At 68.3% G+C, this 18516-nt stretch carries 12 protein-coding genes; 6 read left to right on the top strand and 6 right to left on the bottom strand.

The window, feature by feature from the left end:
- Positions 1–85 precede the first annotated feature (85 nt).
- The 6 genes from OG293_RS20715 (at position 86) to OG293_RS20690 (ending at position 9354) form a co-directional block, all read left to right on the top strand.
- On the top strand, positions 86–265 hold the full coding sequence (locus OG293_RS20715) for a hypothetical protein (protein WP_406000271.1): 180 nt from the start codon (positions 86–88) through the stop codon (positions 263–265).
- A 44-nt stretch (positions 266–309) separates the two neighbouring features.
- Entirely contained in the window at positions 310–537 is a 228-nt protein-coding gene (locus tag OG293_RS20710) for a hypothetical protein (protein ID WP_406000270.1), read from the top strand.
- 755 nt (positions 538–1292) lie between these two features.
- Positions 1293–1913 carry a hypothetical protein gene (locus OG293_RS20705; protein WP_406000269.1) on the top strand — a complete coding sequence of 207 codons (621 nt, stop codon included), beginning with the start codon at positions 1293–1295 and terminating at the stop codon, positions 1911–1913.
- A gap of 39 nt (positions 1914–1952) precedes the next feature.
- Entirely contained in the window at positions 1953–3998 is a 2046-nt protein-coding gene (locus OG293_RS20700; RefSeq protein ID WP_406000268.1) for an SPFH domain-containing protein, read from the top strand.
- Between the two features lie 84 nt (positions 3999–4082).
- On the top strand, positions 4083–8999 hold the full coding sequence (locus OG293_RS20695; protein ID WP_406000267.1) for a DNA repair ATPase: 4917 nt from the start codon (positions 4083–4085) through the stop codon (positions 8997–8999).
- Positions 9000–9075: 76 nt separating this feature from the next.
- Entirely contained in the window at positions 9076–9354 is a 279-nt protein-coding gene (locus OG293_RS20690; RefSeq protein ID WP_406000266.1) for a hypothetical protein, read from the top strand.
- Between the two features lie 94 nt (positions 9355–9448).
- Here the strand turns inward: OG293_RS20690 and OG293_RS20685 are convergent, their stop codons facing one another.
- The 6 genes from OG293_RS20685 to kdpA form a co-directional block, all read right to left on the bottom strand.
- Positions 9449–10552 (bottom strand): universal stress protein, encoded by a 1104-nt coding sequence (locus OG293_RS20685; RefSeq protein ID WP_406000265.1) that lies wholly within the window; start codon positions 10550–10552, stop codon positions 9449–9451.
- 145 nt (positions 10553–10697) lie between these two features.
- Positions 10698–13244 carry an ATP-binding protein gene (locus tag OG293_RS20680; protein WP_406000264.1) on the bottom strand — a complete coding sequence of 849 codons (2547 nt, stop codon included), beginning with the start codon at positions 13242–13244 and terminating at the stop codon, positions 10698–10700.
- 39 nt (positions 13245–13283) lie between these two features.
- Positions 13284–13967, bottom strand: a complete 684-nt coding sequence (locus tag OG293_RS20675; protein ID WP_406000263.1) for a response regulator — start codon at positions 13965–13967, stop codon at positions 13284–13286.
- A 120-nt stretch (positions 13968–14087) separates the two neighbouring features.
- A complete protein-coding gene (kdpC, locus tag OG293_RS20670) occupies positions 14088–14699 on the bottom strand; it encodes a potassium-transporting ATPase subunit KdpC (protein ID WP_406000262.1) in 612 nt (203 codons plus the stop codon).
- 5 nt (positions 14700–14704) lie between these two features.
- Entirely contained in the window at positions 14705–16852 is a 2148-nt protein-coding gene (gene kdpB, locus OG293_RS20665; protein WP_406000261.1) for a potassium-transporting ATPase subunit KdpB, read from the bottom strand.
- Entirely contained in the window at positions 16849–18513 is a 1665-nt protein-coding gene (kdpA, locus tag OG293_RS20660) for a potassium-transporting ATPase subunit KdpA (protein ID WP_406000260.1), read from the bottom strand. The genes kdpB and kdpA overlap by 4 nt, the downstream gene beginning before the upstream one ends.
- Positions 18514–18516: the final 3 nt, after the last annotated feature.

Here is an 18516-nt window from a genome sequence, read left to right as displayed (position 1 = left end):
GAACCCATAACACCGCGGCCGGGGAGCGAGACCCATCGTTCCCCGGCCGCACCCACACCCGACTCACTAACCCAAGGGAGGACGCATGTCCGTCCACCACCGCGCCGCCACAACCTTCGCCCTCCTGGGCGCTCTGCAGGCCGTCATCGGCATCGTGTTCACCGCCGCCTTCGACCGGGCCTTCGGCGCACCCCTGTTCTGGACCGCCACCGGCAGCTTCGCCCTCGCCTGGTACTTCCAGCGCAAGGCGGCCGGCAACGCCTGACCCGCCCGCCGACGGTGCCTGCCCCCGCGCCTAGACTCCGAAGCGTGAACAACACCTTCCGGTGCACCTACTGCGGCACCGTCGGCCTCGAACCCGGCTTTGTCGAAGACGCAGGCCAGCACTCCCGCGGCTTCGCCCGGTGGATCCAAGGAGCTCTCGAACGAGGCCCGTTCGGCGGCGCCAAGCGTATGGGGAAGCCCGCCTGGCAGATCAACGCCTACCGCTGCCCCAGCTGCGCCCACCTCGAACTCTTCGCCGGCACTCGCGCCTGAGCTCTCTGGGTTCGATCACGCCGGTTCCTGATGGCGCACCGCCTCGGGTCGGCACCTGACGGTAGAAACAGCCCCCCTTCCGCAAAGGCGTCATCACGGCGCAGCGCTTCGGTGAGACGGTCCGTCGGGACCGTGTGCGAGTTGCGGACGTGGTCCGGGGCGGCGAAGTCGGAGCCAGGGACGACGGCGACGTTCGCCGAGGCCAAGAGGAGAGGGGCGAAGTCCGCGGCCGAGTGGATGGGCTGGCCCTCGTACGTGGTGCCGTAGGCCGGCGGAGACGTCGCCGGAGAGGAAGAAGGCCCCCTTCAGGTCGGCGGCGACCTCGATGCCCATTGAGTCGGCCAGGGCGGCGGCGAGGCAGCGGCGATCGTCCAGTTCCTGGCGGCGGTTTCCAGCTCAGCGGACAGGTCCGCCGTGAGGGCGCCCAAGCCACCATCTGCGAGGTGGCGGACGGCACCAGATACTCCGCGGGTATCCCTTGCTCCGCCATGGTTCGTCCCCGTTTCCTGACGCGCTGATGACGACTTCCTGACGCGCAGAGGTCAAGGGTGGCATGCACGCTCCGAGGGGCGGTGACCGGCATCAAGGAGCCATAAAGATTGCCGGTTTACGGCAATGCGAACGGGGTTGCTGCGCTGTCAGGATGTGCTGAGCCGGGCGGAGGGACAGATTTTCTGCCGGAAGTCGGAAAGGAGCACTCAGCTGCATGGTCCGGCGGACGTGACTCGTGGTCCGCACATAAGGGGGGATGGCAAATGGCTGAGTTCGTTGAGGCTGCTGTCGGGTTCCCCACGGTGCTGTTCACCTCGGCGCTCGTGGTCGTGATCGGCTTCTGGCTGCTTGTGCTGCTCGGCGCCGCCGACTCCGACAGCTTCGACGCTGATGTGGACACCGACGCGCTGAGTCTCGGCGGAGTTCCTGTTTCGGTGTCGGTCTCGCTGGTGATCGCCCTGGCGTGGTTCGCGAGCTTTACGGGCTCCGTACTCCTCGCCCGCACGGGCGTGTCCAGTGCCCTGCTCCATCTGCTCGGCGCGGCTTTGCTCGTCGCTTCCCTGATCTTCGCGTGGCGCATGACGCGGCTGCTCGTGCGACCGCTGGCGAAGCTGTTCCCCGATGAACCCGGGCCGTCCCGACGGGACTTCGTCGGGCTGACCTGCACCATCCGCACTGGGCGGGTGGACGCGGCCTTCGGCCAGGCGGAGGTCGTCGCGCGGGACGGCTCCACCGCCGTCGTGCAGGTCCGCCAAGACCGACCGGACACGCGGGATCCGCTCTGCAACGGCAGCTCCGCACTGCTCTACGCCTACGACGACGCCGGCGAATTCTTCTGGGTCGCGCCCTACGACACGGCGCTCGACCCCCGTACCGCCGCCTGAGCGTTCGCTCTTTCTCCACCTCTCACCCGAGGACTTCTCATGGATGCCATCACCATGGGCATCGGCCTGCTCGTCGCCGTTGTCCTGCTCATCGCCATCGCCATGCTGCTCGTGATCAGTCGGCTGTTCCGCAAAGTGGAGCAGGGCAAGGCGCTGATCGTGTCGAAGATGCGCAAGGTCGACGTCACCTTCACCGGACAGGTCGTCCTGCCGGTGCTACACAAGGCCGAGGTCATGGACATCTCGGTGAAAACCATCGACATCACACGGACCGGCCGGGACGGGCTGATCTGCAAGGACAACATCCGCGCCGACATCCGGATCTCGTTCTTCGTACGGGTCAACAAGACCGTCGAGGATGTCATCAAGGTCGCTCAGGCGATCGGCACGGCCCGGGCCAGCGACCAGGCCACGCTGCAGGATTTCTTCAACGCGAAGTTCTCCGAGGCCCTCAAGACGGTGGGCAAGCAGCTCGACTTCACCGATCTCTACACCAAGCGCGAGGAGTTCCGGGACCGGATCATCCAGGTCATCGGCACCGATCTGAACGGCTACAGCCTGGAGGACGCGGCGATCGACTACCTCGAGCAGACCCCGATGACCCAGCTCGACAACTCCAACATCCTGGACGCGCAGGGCATCCGGAAGATCACCGAGCTGACCGCGGTCGAGCACGTGCGCACCAATGAGTTCCAGCGCCACGAGGAGAAGGAGCTCACCCGCCAGAACGTCGACGCCCGTGAGGCGATCCTGGAGCTGGAGCGCCGCCAGGCCGACGCCGAGATCAAGCAGAAGCGCGAGATCGAGACGGTGCGGGCCCGGGAAGAGGCCGAGACGGCCCGGGTGGTCGAGGAGGAGCGACTGCGTGCGCAGAGCGCCTTCCTTCGCACGGAGGAGCAGCTCGGCATTCAGCGCGAGAACCAGGCACGCGAGGTCGCCGTCGCCGCGAAGAACCGCGAACGTGTCATCGCCATCGAGAACGAGCGCATCGAGAAGGACCGGCTCCTCGAAGTCATTGCACGGGAGCGGGAGACCGAACTGACCCGTATCTCCGCAGACAAGGAGGTCGAGGCGGAGCGGCGCGACATCGCGGAGGTCATCCGGGAGCGGGTCGCGGTGGACCGTACGGTCGCCGAGCAGGAGGAGTCCATAAAGAAGCTGCGCGCAGTCGAACAGGCTGAGCGCGAGCGCCAGACGGTGATCATCGCTGCCGAGGCCGAGGCCCAGGAGAAGCTGGTCAAGGACATCAAGGCGGCCGAGGCCGCCGAGCAGGCCGCCGTGCACCGGGCGGCCGAGGAACTCACTCTCGCCGAGGCCCGCAGCAAGGCCGCCGACATGGACGCCCGCGCCAAGATCCGCCTTGCGGAAGGCATCCAGGCGGAGGCAGCGGCGGCTGGACTCGCTGCAGTGCAGGTACGGGAGAAGGAAGCCGTGGCTATAGAGAAGACCGGCCGCGCGGAAGCCGGAGCTGCGCAGGCCCGGCTGCTGGCCGAGGCTGAAGGGGTACGGGCGAAGGGCGCGGCAGGGGCAGCGGCGATCGGGGACAAGCTCAAGGCCGAGGCGGAGGGCCTGACCGAGAAGGCTGCGGCGATGGCCGCCCTCGACGACGCCTCGCGCGGGCACGAGGAGTACCGCCTGCGCCTGGAGGCGGAGAAGGACATCCGCCTGGCGGGCCTTGACGTACAACGGCAGGTCGCCGAAGCGCAGGCCACGGTGCTTGCCACCGGGCTGGAGAACGCCGACATCAACATCGTCGGCGGCGAGTCCGTCTTCTTCGACCGGCTTGTGCAGTCCATCTCCCTGGGAAAGAGCATCGACGGGTTCGTCGAGCACTCCCAGACTGCTCAGGCTCTCGCGAAGCCGTGGCTGGACGGATCCGCGTCTTTCACCGACGACCTGACGAAGGTGCTGGGCTCCGTCTCCACCGGTGATGTGCAGAATCTGACCGTCTCCGCGCTGCTCCTGAAGCTGATGCACACCGGTGTCGCGCCCGCGGCCCAGCTGAACCAGCTTCTCGACAAGGCAGGCGAGCTCGGCCTCGCCGACACCCCGCTCACCGCGCTCAACGGGTCTGTCAGGGCCTGAGCGCGGGCACCGACCGGGCCTGTGGCCGCCGAACGGGGGTCGGCGGCCACAGGCCCACTCTTGAGAACCAGGAAGGGTATTCCCATGGCGACGGCGACAACGGTGCCGATGGCTGGTGGCATGGACGCCGGTACGTACGAGGTGCTGCGCGACCGGCTCGCCGCGCAGGCCATTGAGCTGGCCCGGCGCGCCGAAGCCCTCAACTCGGCCCGTATCGCGGAGTTCGGTTCCGCCGAGCTTGCCCTGACCGGCACCGAGCGCATCAGCACCGAGACGGCCTGTCTGCCGCGCGACATCGTCGTCGTCGGCGACAAACTGCTCTTCGGGTGCAGCGCCTTGGCCGCGCTGACGCCCCGGACATCGGTCGGCGACGTCTTCACGCTCTACGACCGTGACCTGAACCGGCTGGCGGAAGACGCCGCTCCCGGCCTTCTGGACGACGCGGACTTCGTACAGGAATTCGCCGCTCTGTGCCGCTACTACCAAGGCGCGCGTCTGACCAGGCTGCGTCGCGTCGAGGACAGGCTTCTGGCCGTTTTCCGCACCGGTGAGAAGGCCGAGGACATACGCGTCCTGCGCTGGGCGCTGACTCCGGCCGGAGAGGCACGCTTCCTCGATGCCTGCGGGGAGCGCGACCACTCCTCCCTGCCCTTGCACGACGTCACATGGGTGGAAACCACCCGCGACGACCACGTGCTCGGCCGGCACCCGCACATCTCCATCGCCGCAGATCTCTTCGTCGCGACGGTCGGCGGCACCCTCACGGTGAAGAGCGAGAACGACACGGAGTCGGACGAGGCGATATACAGCGAGCCGGTCGACGAGCCGCTGCAGTCACTCGCCGACGCGGAGGTCGCGTACGCCCGCGTGGGCACCCTGATCCTGCTGCGCATCCGCCCCTACAAGGAGGACAACCCGCGCCATCTGGTGTTCAACGCCCTCACGAAGTCCGTTGTGCGCCTCGACGGCATCGGGCGGTCCTGCCGCCGGCTGCCCGACGACCAGGGCATCGTTTTCCCCGGTGGCTACTGCCTGGCCACCGGCGCGGTGAAGACGTTCGACGCGGACGCGACTGGGGACTGGGAGTTCGAGCGCGCCGTGCGCTCCCCGAACGGCGAGGACGTGCTGTATGCCTTCCACTCCAGGGACGAGGGCCGCAGCCTGCTGCTGCCCTACAACCTGATCCGGAGGGAGGTCGCCAGCCCGCTTTCCTGCCGCGGTTACGACATCTTCGACGACGGCACACTCGCCGTCCTGCGTGCCCCCGACTCCGACGAGCCGGCCCGCGCACACCTGGTGCAGCTCTGGCGGAGCCCGTACGTCTGCGACACCTACGCGGCCGCCACGCCCGTCGGTTCCGGGCCGCTCGCCCGGATCGGCAACGCCGACCTGGTCCGTGGCATCTCCGACTGCCTGGCCATCGCCCGCCAGGCCACCGAAACCACCCCGACTGGCGAGTTGTACGAGGCTCTGGCCGCGGTCTGCACCCGCACCGCCGACCAGTACCACTGGCTGGGCGACACAGACGCCGGGGATCTGCGCTCTTTGCTGGACGACGTGCGGGCCACCGCAGGGCAGGTACTGGACGAGTTCGAGACCGTACAGACGCTGACCCGCCAGGCGGCCGACGCGCTCGATGAGTCCGCCGCGCAGATCGGCCGACTGGTCCGGCGCATCCGCGGCGAGGCACCCGCCTCCGCGGAAGAGTGGATCGCCCGCATCACCGAACTGCGCGCATCCCAGGGGCACCTGATGACCCTCAAGGAGATGCGCTACACGGACACCGAGCGCATCGAGGCGCTCGCGCACGACGTCGAGGCGGACATCACCTCCGCCGCACAGCGCGCGGTCGCCTTCCTCCAGCGCGAAGACGCCTTCGCCGGCTATCACGCGGAGGTCGAGCAACTCACCGCCGACGCCGAGACGATCGCCACCGTCGCCGAGACCGGACCGGTCGCGGAACGCCTCGAAGAGCGGGCCCTCGGACTGCAGACGCTCACCGAGGTCGTCGCGGCCCTGAACATCGGTGACGCGACCGTGCGCACCTCGATCCTGGAGCGAATCGCCGAGGTCCTCGGCGGTGTCAACCGCGCCCGAGCCACCCTGCACGGCCGCCGCCGGGAACTCCTCGACCAGGAGGGCCGCGCCGAGTTCTCGGCCGAATTCGCACTGCTCGGGCAGTCGGCGACCGGCGCACTGGCCGCCGCCGACTCCCCCGAGAGCTGCGACGCACGGCTGGCCCGGCTGCTGCTCCAGCTGGAGAACCTGGAATCGCGCTTCGCCGACCACGACGACTTCCTCACCGACATCGCTCAGAAGCGCACCGAGGTCTATGAGGCGTTCTCGGCGCGCAAGCAGACACTTCAGGACGCCCGCGCCCGGCGTGCAGAACGGCTCGCCGACTCCGCCCTTCGGGTCCTGGACGCGATCGTGCGCCGTGCATCCAGCCTGGACAGCCACGACGCGGTCAACACGTACTTCACCTCGGACCCGATGGTGGCCAAGGTCCGCCACACCGCGGAGCAACTGCGCACACTCGGCGACCAGGCGCGGGCGGAGGAGCTGGACGGCAGGCTGAAGGCCGCCCGTCAGGAGGCGGGACGGGCACTGCGCGACCGCACCGAGCTGTTCGCGGACGGCGGCGGAACGATCCGGCTCGGCCGGCACCGCTTCGCCGTCACCGCGCAGGCGCCGGAACTCACCCTCGTCCCGAACGGGGACGGCCTGGCGTTCGCGCTGACCGGCACCGACTACCGCTCTGCCGTCACCGACCCCGAGTTCACAGACACCCGTCCTTACTGGACGCAGCCGCTGCCGTCCGAGTCCTGTGAGGTCTACCGGGCGGAACACCTCGCCGCGCGGCTGCTGTCCGAGCACGGCGCAGAAGCACTGTCGGGAGGCGACATGCCCGCCGTCGTACGGCAGGCCGCGGAAGCGGCGTACGACGAGGGATACGAGCGCGGCGTCCACGACCACGACGCGACGGCAATCCTCAGCGTCGTACTGCGCCTGCGCGAGGACGCCGGACTGCTGCGCTACCCGGCCGCCGCCAGGGCAACGGCCCAGCTGTTCTGGGCACACGGGACGACACCGTCCACACGGCAGACGTGGACCCGTCAGGCGATCTCGTTGATCCGGGCGCGTGAGATGTTCGGCAGCGCCCCGGCACTCGACGCACTGGGGGCCGAACTGGGCGGCGCGATGGCCGCGTTCGCATCCCGCATGCCGGGCACACAGCCGTACGGGCATGGCATCGCGGCCGAGTACCTGGTCGAGGAGCTGTCCTCCGGGGAGTCCTTCGCCACGAGCGCAGCGGCCCGTACCCTGCTCGACAAGTTCCGCCGGGCTGTCGGTTCGTCCCCGTACGACGATGACGTAAGCGCCCACCTTGCGGCCCAGGACGCCGCCGCCGCGCACCGGCTCGTCGAAGGCTGGCTCCTCTCGTACGCGGCCGGCTGCGGCGAGGACATCGACCCCGGCGACCTCGCCGAGGCCGTCACGGTCGAGGTCACTCCCGCCCTGCCACGCCACGACGTGGACGCACCCGTGACGATGGCAGTCGGCGGCCTGCTCGGCACGCACCCGCGGATCACCCACCGCACCCTGCAACTCCGACTCGACGATTTCCTTGCCCGGACCGCCGACTTCGCCGACCGGGTCGCGCCGGGCTTCCGCGCGTACCAGAAGCTGCGCGCCACGCTCGTCACCGCCGAGCGCACCCGGTTGCGCCTCGACGAGTACCGCCCCCGCGTCATGTCCTCGTTCGTACGCAACCGGCTCGTCGACGAGGTGTACCTGCCCCTCATCGGTGACAACCTCGCCAAGCAGCTCGGCGCCGTGGGAGACGCGAAGCGGACCGACAGCAGCGGTCTGCTGCTGCTCGTCTCTCCGCCCGGCTACGGCAAGACGACGCTCATGGAGTACGTCGCCGACCGCCTCGGCCTGCTTCTGGTGAAGGTCGACGGACCGGCCCTCGGCCGCACCACCACCTCCCTCGACCCGGCCGAGGCCCTGGACGCCACAGCCCGCCAGGAGGTGGAGAAGATCAACTTCGCGCTGGCTGCGGGCAACAACGTCCTGCTGTACCTGGACGACATCCAGCACACCTCACCGGAGCTGCTGCAGAAGTTCATCCCGCTGTGCGACGCCACTCGCACCCTGGGCGGCCACGACCTGCGCGGCAAGCGCTTCGCGGTCTGCATGGCAGGCAACCCCTACACCGAGTCCGGGCAGCGCTTCCGCATCCCAGACATGCTCGCCAACCGCGCCGACGTCTGGAACCTCGGCGACGTCCTGACCGGGAAGCAGGACGTCTTCGCGTTCAGCTTCATCGAGAACGCCCTCACCTCCAACCCGGTCCTCGCTCCTCTCGCCGGACGGGACCGCGCCGACCTCGACGTGCTTGTCCGTCTCGCGGCAGATGACCCCACTGTCCGCCGCGACCTGCTCGCGCACCCGTACGCACCCGCCGAACTCGACCGGATCCTCGCCGTACTGCGGCATCTGCTCACCGCCCGCGAGACGGTCCTCGCGGTCAACGGGGCGTACATGGCCTCCGCCGCCCAGTCCGACGCCACTCGCACCGAACCGCCCTTCCAGCTCCAGGGCTCGTACCGCAACATGAACAAGATCGCCCAGCGCATCGTGCCCGTCATGAACGCCTCGGAACTCGCAGCCGTCATCGACGACCACTACAAGGGCGAGGCCCAGACCCTCACTGCGGGCGCCGAGGCCAACCTCCTCAAGCTCGCCGAACTGCGCTCCGCCCTGACCGATAAGCAGGCCGCCCGCTGGGCCGAGATCAAGTCCCCCTATGCACGCCGACAGGCGCTGGGCGGCCCCGAGGAGGACCCCCTCACGCGGGCCGTGGCCGCACTCGGCCTGCTCGCCGACCGGGTGGCTGCGGTGGAATCCGCGATCGTCCGGGCTGCTGATCCCCGCCATATGCTCAGCACTCCGCACGCCACGGGGCACGAGGCGAATCCCCAGGGGATCACGTGACCGGAGGGCGGGGAAAGGTCAGGTTCGGGGCTTGCGCGCGCACGTACGCTTCCGGCCGATCGGTAGGCTGCGCCGCATGGGTCAGGAGGAGGAGCACGAGCCGGTCTTCATCCGCTCCACATGGGGGACGAACCGGTACGTGTACAACCCGAACAACCCAGTTGGCTTCTTTGGTGCTTCGCGAGGGATCAGCGGCACGCACCTCGCAGGTGACCGCTGGGAAGGCACTTCGCTGGTAATGCGACCAACCTCGTTGCCGGGTTGGTTCCGCGATGCGGCGAGCCGTGGGGTGCCCGCAGAGGACCTGTCAATGGCGCATGCCGCGCTCGGAAACACGACGTGTCCCGTCACCTGACGTGACGAGTCGGCCGAGTTCGGCGAACGCCTCCACGGCGCGGGTCTTGCCAGTGGCGATGATGACATCGGCATCCGGCCGGTAACGCGTCAAGTCAGTGCCGGGATCGGCTGCGTGCGGCCTCGGCGTGGGTGACGACGTAGACGTCGATGTCGTCGCCGGATCCTTCGATGATCGCTTCGCCCACGCCGCGGGTGAACATCTGCTTGAGGCGGCTGCGGCGGGTGGCGCCGATGACGATCTGGGTCGCGTTGGCCTGGCGGGCGAATTCGAGAACGGCCTCGGCGGGGTCGTCGCCGATCACGGTGTGGTAGGTGCCGCCGAGATCTTCCACCAGGGCGCGTTGGTGAGCCAGGAGCTGTGGGGAGGCGGAGGCCAGCCCGTCACCCCGCTCGACGTGGACTGCGAGGAATTCGCCGCCTGCCCCGTGGGAGGCGGTCCGTTTGCCCCGTCGGAGGAGAGTGTCGCCCTCGGGTCCGCCGGACAGGGCGACGAGCACCCGCTCCCGCGTGCTCCACGGCTGCTGGATGCCGTGTTCCGCGCGATAGCGCACCAGAACTTCCTCGACGCGGTCGGCTGCCCACAGGAGCGCGATCTCCCGCAACGCGCTGAGGTTGCCGGGGCGGAAAAAGTTGGCCAGCGCGGCGTCGATCTTCTCGGGTGGGTAGATGTTGCCGTGCGACATCCGTCGGCGCAGTGCCTCGGCCGACATGTCCACCAATTCGATCTGGTCGGCGCGGCGGACCACGTCGTCGGGTACGGTCTCGCGCTGCTTGATGCCGGTGATCTGCTCGACGACGTCGTTGAGCGATTCAAGGTGCTGGACGTTGACGGTGGAGATCACGTCGATGCCCGCTTCGAGCAACTCCTCGATGTCCTGCCAGCGTTTTGCGTGGCGGCTGCCGGGGACGTTGGTGTGGGCGAGCTCGTCGACCAGGGCGACTCGCGGATTACGGGCGAGGACGGCGTCGAGGTCCATCTCGGTGAAGGTCGTGCCGCGGTAGGGCATGCTCTTGCGGGGCACGGTCTCCAGGCCCTCGGCCATCTGCCGGGTGAGCGGGCGTCCGTAGTCCTCCATGAACCCGATGACCACGTCGGTGCCACGACCGGCGCGGCGCTGCCCCTCGCCGAGCATGTCGTAGGTCTTGCCCACCCCGGGGGCGGCCCCGAGATAGACCCGCAGCCTGCCGCGCGGCACGATTTCTCCTATCCGGGCAGACGGTCCAGCGCCCGGTTCAAGTGGAACACGTTGACCCATGGCGCGCCGAGGAAACCGAGCACCCCTCCCTGTCCATGGTCGTTCAGCGGGCCCCGCCGCAGGGCCTTCCCACGAAGGGCGACCGCTACGTGGTTGCCGTGGCTGGGAGGTCGGGACGGGTCTGGGGCCAGCCCGGTGCTGCCTGCAGGGTAAGGACCATCGTGAGGCCGCCGCCCGGGGTGTCCTCGGCATTCAGTGTTCCGCCCATGGACTCGGTGAAGCCACGGGCGACCGCGAGGCCGAGACCCACACCCGCTCCGCGCGGGGCGTCACCGTAGCGCTGGAAGGGTTCGAAAATGCGGTCCTTGGCCTCGTCGGGGACGCCGGGGCCGCGGTCCACGACGCGCAGCTCCACACGGTCGGCCATGGCGCTGGCCGACACCAGTACCAGTGCGTCTTCGGGGCTGTACTTCACGGCGTTCTCGACGATGTTGGCGACTGCGCGTTCCAGCAGTCCTTTGTCGACGGTGACCATGGGCAGGGTCTCGGGTATGTCCAGCTCCACGCTCGCCTCGGGCACCCCGACGAGCGCCATGGGGACCACCTCGTCGAGGTCGATCTCCCGGATGAGCGGAGTGACCGTGCCGGTCTGGAGGCGGGACATGTCGAGGAGGTTGCCGACCAGGTGGTCGAGGCGGTCCGCGCCCTCCTCGATGCCTGCCAGCAGCTCGGCCTGGTCCTCCTCGGACCAGGCCACGTCATCGGACCTGAGTGAGCTGACGGCAGCCTTGATCCCTGCCAGGGGCGTACGCAGGTCGTGGCTGACGGCCGCCAGCAGAGCGGTGCGGATCCGGTTTCCCTCAGCGAGTGTGCGAGCCTGCTGGGCTGCGTCCTGGAGGCGCTGGCGGTCGAGTACGACGGCGGCCTGGGCGGCGAAGGCGGCGAGCACCCGGCGGTCCTCCGCGGGCAGGACACGGCCCGAGAGGGCCAGCGCCATGTGGTCGCCGACGGGCATGTCGACGTCTGCGTCCTCGGGACGGCCGATCGGGCCGGAGTTCGCGGCTCTGCCCGCGCAGGTCCACGGGTCGACGTCGCTTTCCCGCTCCAGCAGCGCCACGGACTCCATGTTGAAGGTCTCGCGGACGCGCTCCAGCAGGGCGCCCAGCGACGTCTCGCCGCGCAGGACGCTGCCTGCGAGGAAGGAGAGGATCTCGGACTCGGCGCGCAGTCGTGCGGCCTGGTGGGTGCGGCGGGCCGCGAGGTCCACCACGGAGGCCACCGCGACGGCCACCGCGAAGAAGACCACGATGGCGACGATGTTGGTGGGGTCGGCGATGGTCCACAGGTGCAGCGGCGGCGTGAAGTAGTAGTTCAGCAGCAGCGAGCCGAAGGCCGCCGACGCCAGGGCAGGAAGCAGCCCGCCGAGCAGTGCGGCGCCGACCGTCAACGACAGGAACAGCAGCATGTCGTTGGCCAGGCCCATCGCAGGAACGAGGCTGGTCAGCAGGTAGGTGAGCAGTGCCGGGCCGCCCACGGCGACCAGCCAGCCCCAGATGATCCGGGACCGGCCCAGGCGGGCGCCCCGGGCCACCGGCAGTCCGCGTCCCATGCCCATGGCGTCGTGCGTGACCAGGTGCACGTCGAGGTCCGGGCCCGAATCGCGGGCCACCGTGGCGCTGACGCCGGGTCCGAAAACGTACTGCCAGGGCTTGCGGCGGGACACCCCGAGGACGATCTGGGTGGCGTTGACGCCGCGGGCGAAGTCGAGCAGGGCAGAGGAGACGTCATCGCCGATGACGTGGTGGAAGGTACCGCCGAGGTCCTCGACCAGGGTCCGCTGGACGGCGAGCTCCTTGGGCGATGCGGAGGTCAGTCCGTCGCTGCGGGCGATGTAGACCGCCAGAACTTCCCCGCCCGCGCCTTTCTCGGCCAGCCGGGCGGCGCGGCGGATCAGGGTACGGCCCTCGGGTCCGCCGGTCAGGCCTACGACGATGCGCTCGCGGGAGCCCCAGATCTTGGAGACCCGGTGCTCGGACCGGTATTCCTGCAGATACGCGTCGACACGGTCGGCGGTCCACAGCAGCGCCAGCTCACGCAGCGCGGTGAGGTTGCCCGGACGGAAGTAGTTGGACAGGGCCGCGTCGATCTTTTCGGCCTTGTAGACGTTGCCGTGGGCCATCCGGCGGCGAAGGGCCTGGGGCGACATGTCGACCAGTTCGATCTGGTCGGCGCGGCGCACCACCTCGTCGGGGACGGTCTCCCGCTGGCGTACGCCGGTTATCGACTCGACGACGTCGCCGAGCGATTCGAGGTGCTGGATGTTGACCGTGGAGATGACGTCGATACCGGCCGCGAGCAGTTCCCCGACGTCCTGCCACCGCTTGGCGTTGCGCGAGCCGGGGATATTCGTGTGGGCCAGTTCGTCCACGAGGGCGACGGCGGGGTGTCGCTCGAGGACGGCGTCAACGTCCATCTCGGTGAAGACGCTGCCGCGGTATTCGATCTCGCGGCGCTGTATCTGCTCCAGACCGTGCAGCATCACTTCGGTGCGGGTACGTCCGTGGTGCTCCACGAAGGCCACGACACAGTCGGTGCCTCGCTCCACGCGCCGGTGCGCCTCGGAGAGCATGGCGTACGTCTTGCCGACGCCCGGTGCCGCACCGAGGTATATCCGAAGTTTTCCGCGTCCCATGCTCTCGACTTTACGGTTGGTGGCTGCAGTGCAGAGTTTTCACGCCTCGAAGCGGTATCCCATGCCGGGCTCGGTGATGAGGTACCGGGGGTGGGAAGGGTCCGCTTCGAGTTTGCGCCGCAGCTGGGCCATGTAGACCCTGAGATAGTTGGTCTTGTTGCTGTAGGACGCGCCCCATACATCCTGCAGCAGCTGCCGCTGGGTGATGAGGCGGCCGGGATTGCAGATGAGGATTTCCAGCAGATGCCATTCGGTCGGCGTCAGACGCACCTCGTGTCCGCCGCGGTTGACCTTCTTGGCGACCAGGTCGACGGTGAAGTCGTCCGTCGTGACCACCACCGTGTCACTGGCGGGTAGCACGGCCTCCGTGCGGCGGACCGCCGCTCGCAGCCGGGCCAGCAGTTCGTCCATACTGAACGGCTTGGTGATGTAGTCGTCGGCGCCCGCGTCCAGCGCCGCGACCTTCTCCTCGGAGGCGCGACGGGCTGTAAGCACCAGGATCGGTACGCGGGTCCAGCCGCGCAGGCCCTTGATCACTTCGACGCCGTCCATGTCGGGCAGGCCCAGGTCGAGCACTATCACGTCCGGCTGGCGTGCGGCGGCGAGCCGCAGGGCGGTGGCACCGTTGGGGGCGGCGTCCACCCCGTACTCCCGCGCCTGCAAGTTGATCACGAGAGCTCGGACGAGCTGAGGATCGTCCTCCACCACCAGCACCCGGGTCATCGGTGTGCGGCCTTCCTGTTATCGATGTGGTCCGTGCGACCTGTGCGGTCAGAACGCCGGGAACCGGCGAGCGTTGGACGTTCCTCGGCCCACCGACTCCCCCCGTTGCTGCTAAGGCCATCAGCTCTTGGCCAATTCCTTGAGTGCGATGTTCAGCTTGAGGACGTTGACGTGCGGCTCACCGAGGAAACCGGCCGTGCGGCCCTCGGTGTTGCCCTCCACGAGCTTCTGGACCTGCGCCACGTCGAGGTTGTTGGCCTTGGCGACGCGCTTGACCTGGATGTCCGCGTACTCCGAGGAGATGTGCGGGTCGATCGCGGAGGCCGAGCCGGTGACCGCGTCCTTGGGGACCTCGGACTCGGGCACCTCGTTGAATGCGGCGACCTGCTTCTTGGCGTCCTCCACCGCCTTCTTCAGCGTCGGGTCGGAGGCGCCGAGCTGCGAGGAGCCTGTGGCCAGCGGGTCGTAATTGCTGTTGGACGGCCGCGGCTGGAACCACTTCGGGTCCGGCTTGTCCGTGCCCTTGATGTTCCAGCTCTGGCCGATCAGCCCGGAGCCGACCACCTTGCCCTCGGACTTGATCTCGGAGCCGTTGGCCTTGTCGTTGAACAGAGCCTGCGCGACGCCGGTGACAGCCAACGGATAGAGGATGCCCGTCACCACGGTCAGGACGAGCAGCATGCGCAGCCCGGCCCACAACAGACGGATCGTGTTCGTTGCGGAGTTGTTCATGGCGATCAGCCGATCCCGGGGATGAGGGAAATGAGAAGGTCGATGATCTTGATGCCGATGAACGGGGCGATCAGCCCGCCCAGGCCGTAGATCCCAAGGTTCCTGCGAAGCATCTTGTCGGCACTCATCGGCCGGTACTGCACGCCCCTCAGAGCGAGAGGCACCAGTGCGATGATGATCAGGGCGTTGAAGATAACCGCGGAGAGAATCGCCGACTCCGGTGAGGACAGGTTCATGATGTTGAGCTTGTCCAGGCCCGGGTAGGCCACAGCGAACATCGCCGGGATGATGGCGAAGTACTTCGCAACGTCGTTGGCGATCGAGAAGGTCGTCAACGCGCCCCGGGTGATGAGCAGTTGCTTGCCGATCTCGACGATCTCGATCAGCTTGGTGGGGTTGGAGTCCAGGTCCACCATGTTCCCGGCTTCCTTGGCTGCCGAGGTACCGGTGTTCATGGCCACGCCGACGTCCGCCTGGGCCAGCGCGGGTGCGTCGTTGGTGCCGTCGCCGGTCATCGCGACGAGCTTGCCGCCGGCCTGCTCGCGCTTGATCAGCGCCATCTTGTCCTCGGGAGTGGCCTCGGCGAGGAAGTCGTCCACGCCCGCCTCTTCCGCGATCGCCCTGGCGGTCAGCGGGTTGTCGCCCGTGATCATGACGGTCTTGATGCCCATGCGGCGCAGCTCGTCGAACCGCTCGCGCATGCCCTCCTTGACGACATCCTTGAGGTGGATGACACCCAGCACCCGGGCGCCCTTGTCGTCCTCGACCGCGACCAGCAGCGGCGTACCGCCCGCTTCGGAGATCTTGTTCGCGGCCTGGTCGGCGTCGCCGGCCACCTGGCCGCCGCGCTCCTTCACCCAGGCGAGCACCGAACCGGTCGCGCCCTTGCGGACCTTGCGAGCCTCGCCATTCTCGGAGAGGTCGACGCCGGACATACGGGTCTGGGCGGTAAAGGGCACCCACTCGGCCTGCGAGAGCTCGCCCTGGTGGCGCTCGCGCAGGCCGTACTTCTCCTTCGCCAGGACGACGATGGAGCGGCCCTCGGGCGTCTCGTCGGCCAGCGAGGAGAGCTGCGCGGCGTCGGCCAGCTCGGCCCCGGTGACGCCGTTGACCGGGACGAACTCGGCGGCCTGACGGTTACCGAGGGTGATGGTGCCGGTCTTGTCGAGCAGCAGCGTGGACACATCGCCCGCGGCCTCGACCGCGCGGCCGGACATCGCCAGCACATTGCGCTGCACCAGCCGGTCCATACCTGCGATGCCGATCGCGGAGAGCAGGGCGCCGATGGTGGTGGGGATCAGGCAGACCAGCAGCGCGGTCAGCACGATCATCGAGGTCTGGTCGTCGGCACCCGCGTAGATGGCGAAGGGCTTCAGGGTGACGACCGCGAGCAGGAAGATGATCGTGAGGGAGGCGAGGAGGATGTTGAGCGCGATTTCGTTGGGCGTCTTCTGGCGGGCAGCGCCCTCGACCAGGTTGATCATCCGGTCGATGAAGGTCTCGCCGGGCTTCGTCGTGATTTTGATGACGATCCGGTCGGACAGCACCTTCGTACCGCCGGTGACCGCGGACCGGTCACCGCCCGACTCCCGGATGACCGGAGCCGACTCACCGGTGATGGCCGACTCGTCGACGCTCGCGACACCCTCGACGACGTCACCGTCGCCGGGAATGATGTCGCCGGCCTCACAGACGACCAGATCGCCGATGCGCAAGTCGGTGCCGGGCACCAGCTCCTCGGTGGTGCCGACGAGCCGGCGCGCGACCGTGTCGGTCTTGGCCTTGCGCAGGGTGTCGGCCTGCGCCTTGCCGCGGCCCTCGGCCACCGCCTCCGCCAGGTTGGCGAAGATCGTGGTCAGCCACAGCCACGCCGCGATGGCCCAGCCGAACCAGTCGGCCGGGTCCTTGAGCGCCAGCACTGTGGTGACCACCGAGCCGATCAGCACCACGAACATCACGGGCGACTTGACCATGACGCGCGGGTCGAGCTTCTTCATCGCGTCCGGCAGCGACTTGATCAGCTGCTTGGGGTCGAACAGACCCGCCCCGACACGTCCGGCATCGGGCTTGTGACCGGTCGGCACATCGCTGTGTGGCGCCCTGGTCGGAGTCACAGTGGACATGGCGTCCTGCTTCTTGATGTTGGTGGTCATGACGCCAGCCCTTCGGCGAGCGGGCCCAGCGCCAGCGCCGGGAAGAACGTCAGACCGGTGATGATCAGGATCGCGCCGACCAACAGCCCGGTGAACAGCGGCTTCTCGGTGCGCAGGGTGCCCGCGGTGGCCGGAATCGGCTTCTGCTCGGCCAGCGATCCGGCCAGCGCCAGCACGAAGATCATCGGGAGGAACCGGCCAAGCAGCATGCACAGGCCCAGCGTCGTGTTGAAGAACCCGGTGTTGGCGCCGAATCCGGCGAACGCGCTGCCGTTGTTGTTGGACGCCGAGGTGTAGGCGTACAGGACCTCGGAGAAGCCGTGCGGACCAATGTTGGTCATGGCGTCCTTGCCGTCCGGCAGGGCCATGGCGACCGCGGTGCCGATCAGCACCAGCGCCGGGGTGATGAGGATGTAGCACGCCGCCAGCTTGATCTCACGGGTGCCGATCTTCTTACCGAGGTACTCGGGCGTCCGGCCCACCATCAGACCCGCGAGGAACACCGCGACGACCGCCATGATCAGCATGCCGTAGAGGCCGGAGCCGACACCGCCGGGAGCGATCTCACCCAGCATCATGCCCAGCAGCAGCACGCCGCCGGAAAGCCCGCTGTACGAGTCGTGGAAGGAGTTGACCGAACCGGTAGAGGTCATCGTGGTGGAGACGGCGAAGAGCGAGGAGGGACCCTCACCGAACCGCTGCTCCTTGCCCTCCATGGCGCCGCCCGCGAGCTGCGAGACGCTGCCCGGGTGGGCGTACTCGATCCAGGTCACCGCGACGACGCCGGCGAACCAGATGAAGCCCATCGCGGCCACGATCGCGTAACCCTGCTTGACGTTCCCGACCATCTTGCCGAAGGTCCGCGGCAGCGAGAAGGGGATCACGAGCAGCAGGAAGATCGTCAGAAGGTTGGAGAAGCCGTTGGGGTTCTCGAAGGGGTGGGCAGAGTTGGCGTTGAAGTAGCCGCCGCCATTGGTTCCCAGGTCCTTGATGGCTTCCTGGGAAGCGACCGCTCCGGGGCTGACGGCCTGTTTGTCGCCGGTCAGCGTGGTGATGTCGTGGATGTCGCCGAAGTTCTGGATCGCTCCTGCGGCCACCAGCAGGATGGCGGCGATCACGGAGATGGGGATAAGGATGCGAACGACACCGCGCACCAGGTCGGACCAGAAGTTGCCCAGCTCGCCCGTGCGGGAGCGGGCGAAGCCGCGTACGAGAGCCACCGCGACCGCGATACCCACGGCGGCGGAGACGAAGTTCTGGACGGCCAGACCGGCAGTCTGGGTGACATGGCTCATGGCCACCTCACCCGAGTACGACTGCCAGTTGGTGTTGGAGACGAAGGACGCGGCGGTGTTGAACGCCTGGTCCGGGCTGATCGGCTTGAAGCCCAGCGACAACGGCAGGACGTCCTGGACCCGCATCAGCAGATACAGGAAGAGGACACTCACCGCGGAGAACGCGAGGACGGACCGCAGATAGGCGGGCCAGCGCATCTCAGCGCTGGGGTTGGCTCCGACCGAGCGATAGATCCACTTCTCGACCCGCAGGTGCTTCTTGGAGGAGTAGACGGCGGCCATGTAGTCGCCGAGTGGACGGTGCACCAGCGCGAGTGCCGCGACGAGCGCGGTCACCTGGAGCACGTCAGCAAGAACCGGGCTCATCGA

The sequence above is a fragment of the Streptomyces sp. NBC_00829 genome (genome assembly GCF_045161795.1).
GTDB lineage: Bacteria > Actinomycetota > Actinomycetes > Streptomycetales > Streptomycetaceae > Streptomyces.
The sequence above is the reverse complement of the archived record's forward strand: the minus strand, read 5'-3'. Positions and strand labels throughout refer to the sequence as shown.

Coding starts and splice junctions, on each gene's coding strand:
- OG293_RS20700 (WP_406000268.1), top strand. CDS start 1,953: ATGGATGCCATCACCATGGGCATCGGCCTGCTCGTCGCCGTTGTCCTG.
- kdpB (WP_406000261.1), bottom strand. CDS start 16,852: ATGACCACCAACATCAAGAAGCAGGACGCCATGTCCACTGTGACTCCG.
- OG293_RS20715 (WP_406000271.1), top strand. CDS start 86: ATGTCCGTCCACCACCGCGCCGCCACAACCTTCGCCCTCCTGGGCGCT.
- kdpC (WP_406000262.1), bottom strand. CDS start 14,699: ATGAACAACTCCGCAACGAACACGATCCGTCTGTTGTGGGCCGGGCTG.
- OG293_RS20680 (WP_406000264.1), bottom strand. CDS start 13,244: ATGGGACGCGGAAAACTTCGGATATACCTCGGTGCGGCACCGGGCGTC.
- OG293_RS20690 (WP_406000266.1), top strand. CDS start 9,076: ATGGGTCAGGAGGAGGAGCACGAGCCGGTCTTCATCCGCTCCACATGG.
- kdpA (WP_406000260.1), bottom strand. CDS start 18,513: ATGAGCCCGGTTCTTGCTGACGTGCTCCAGGTGACCGCGCTCGTCGCG.
- OG293_RS20705 (WP_406000269.1), top strand. CDS start 1,293: ATGGCTGAGTTCGTTGAGGCTGCTGTCGGGTTCCCCACGGTGCTGTTC.
- OG293_RS20675 (WP_406000263.1), bottom strand. CDS start 13,967: ATGACCCGGGTGCTGGTGGTGGAGGACGATCCTCAGCTCGTCCGAGCT.
- OG293_RS20695 (WP_406000267.1), top strand. CDS start 4,083: ATGGCGACGGCGACAACGGTGCCGATGGCTGGTGGCATGGACGCCGGT.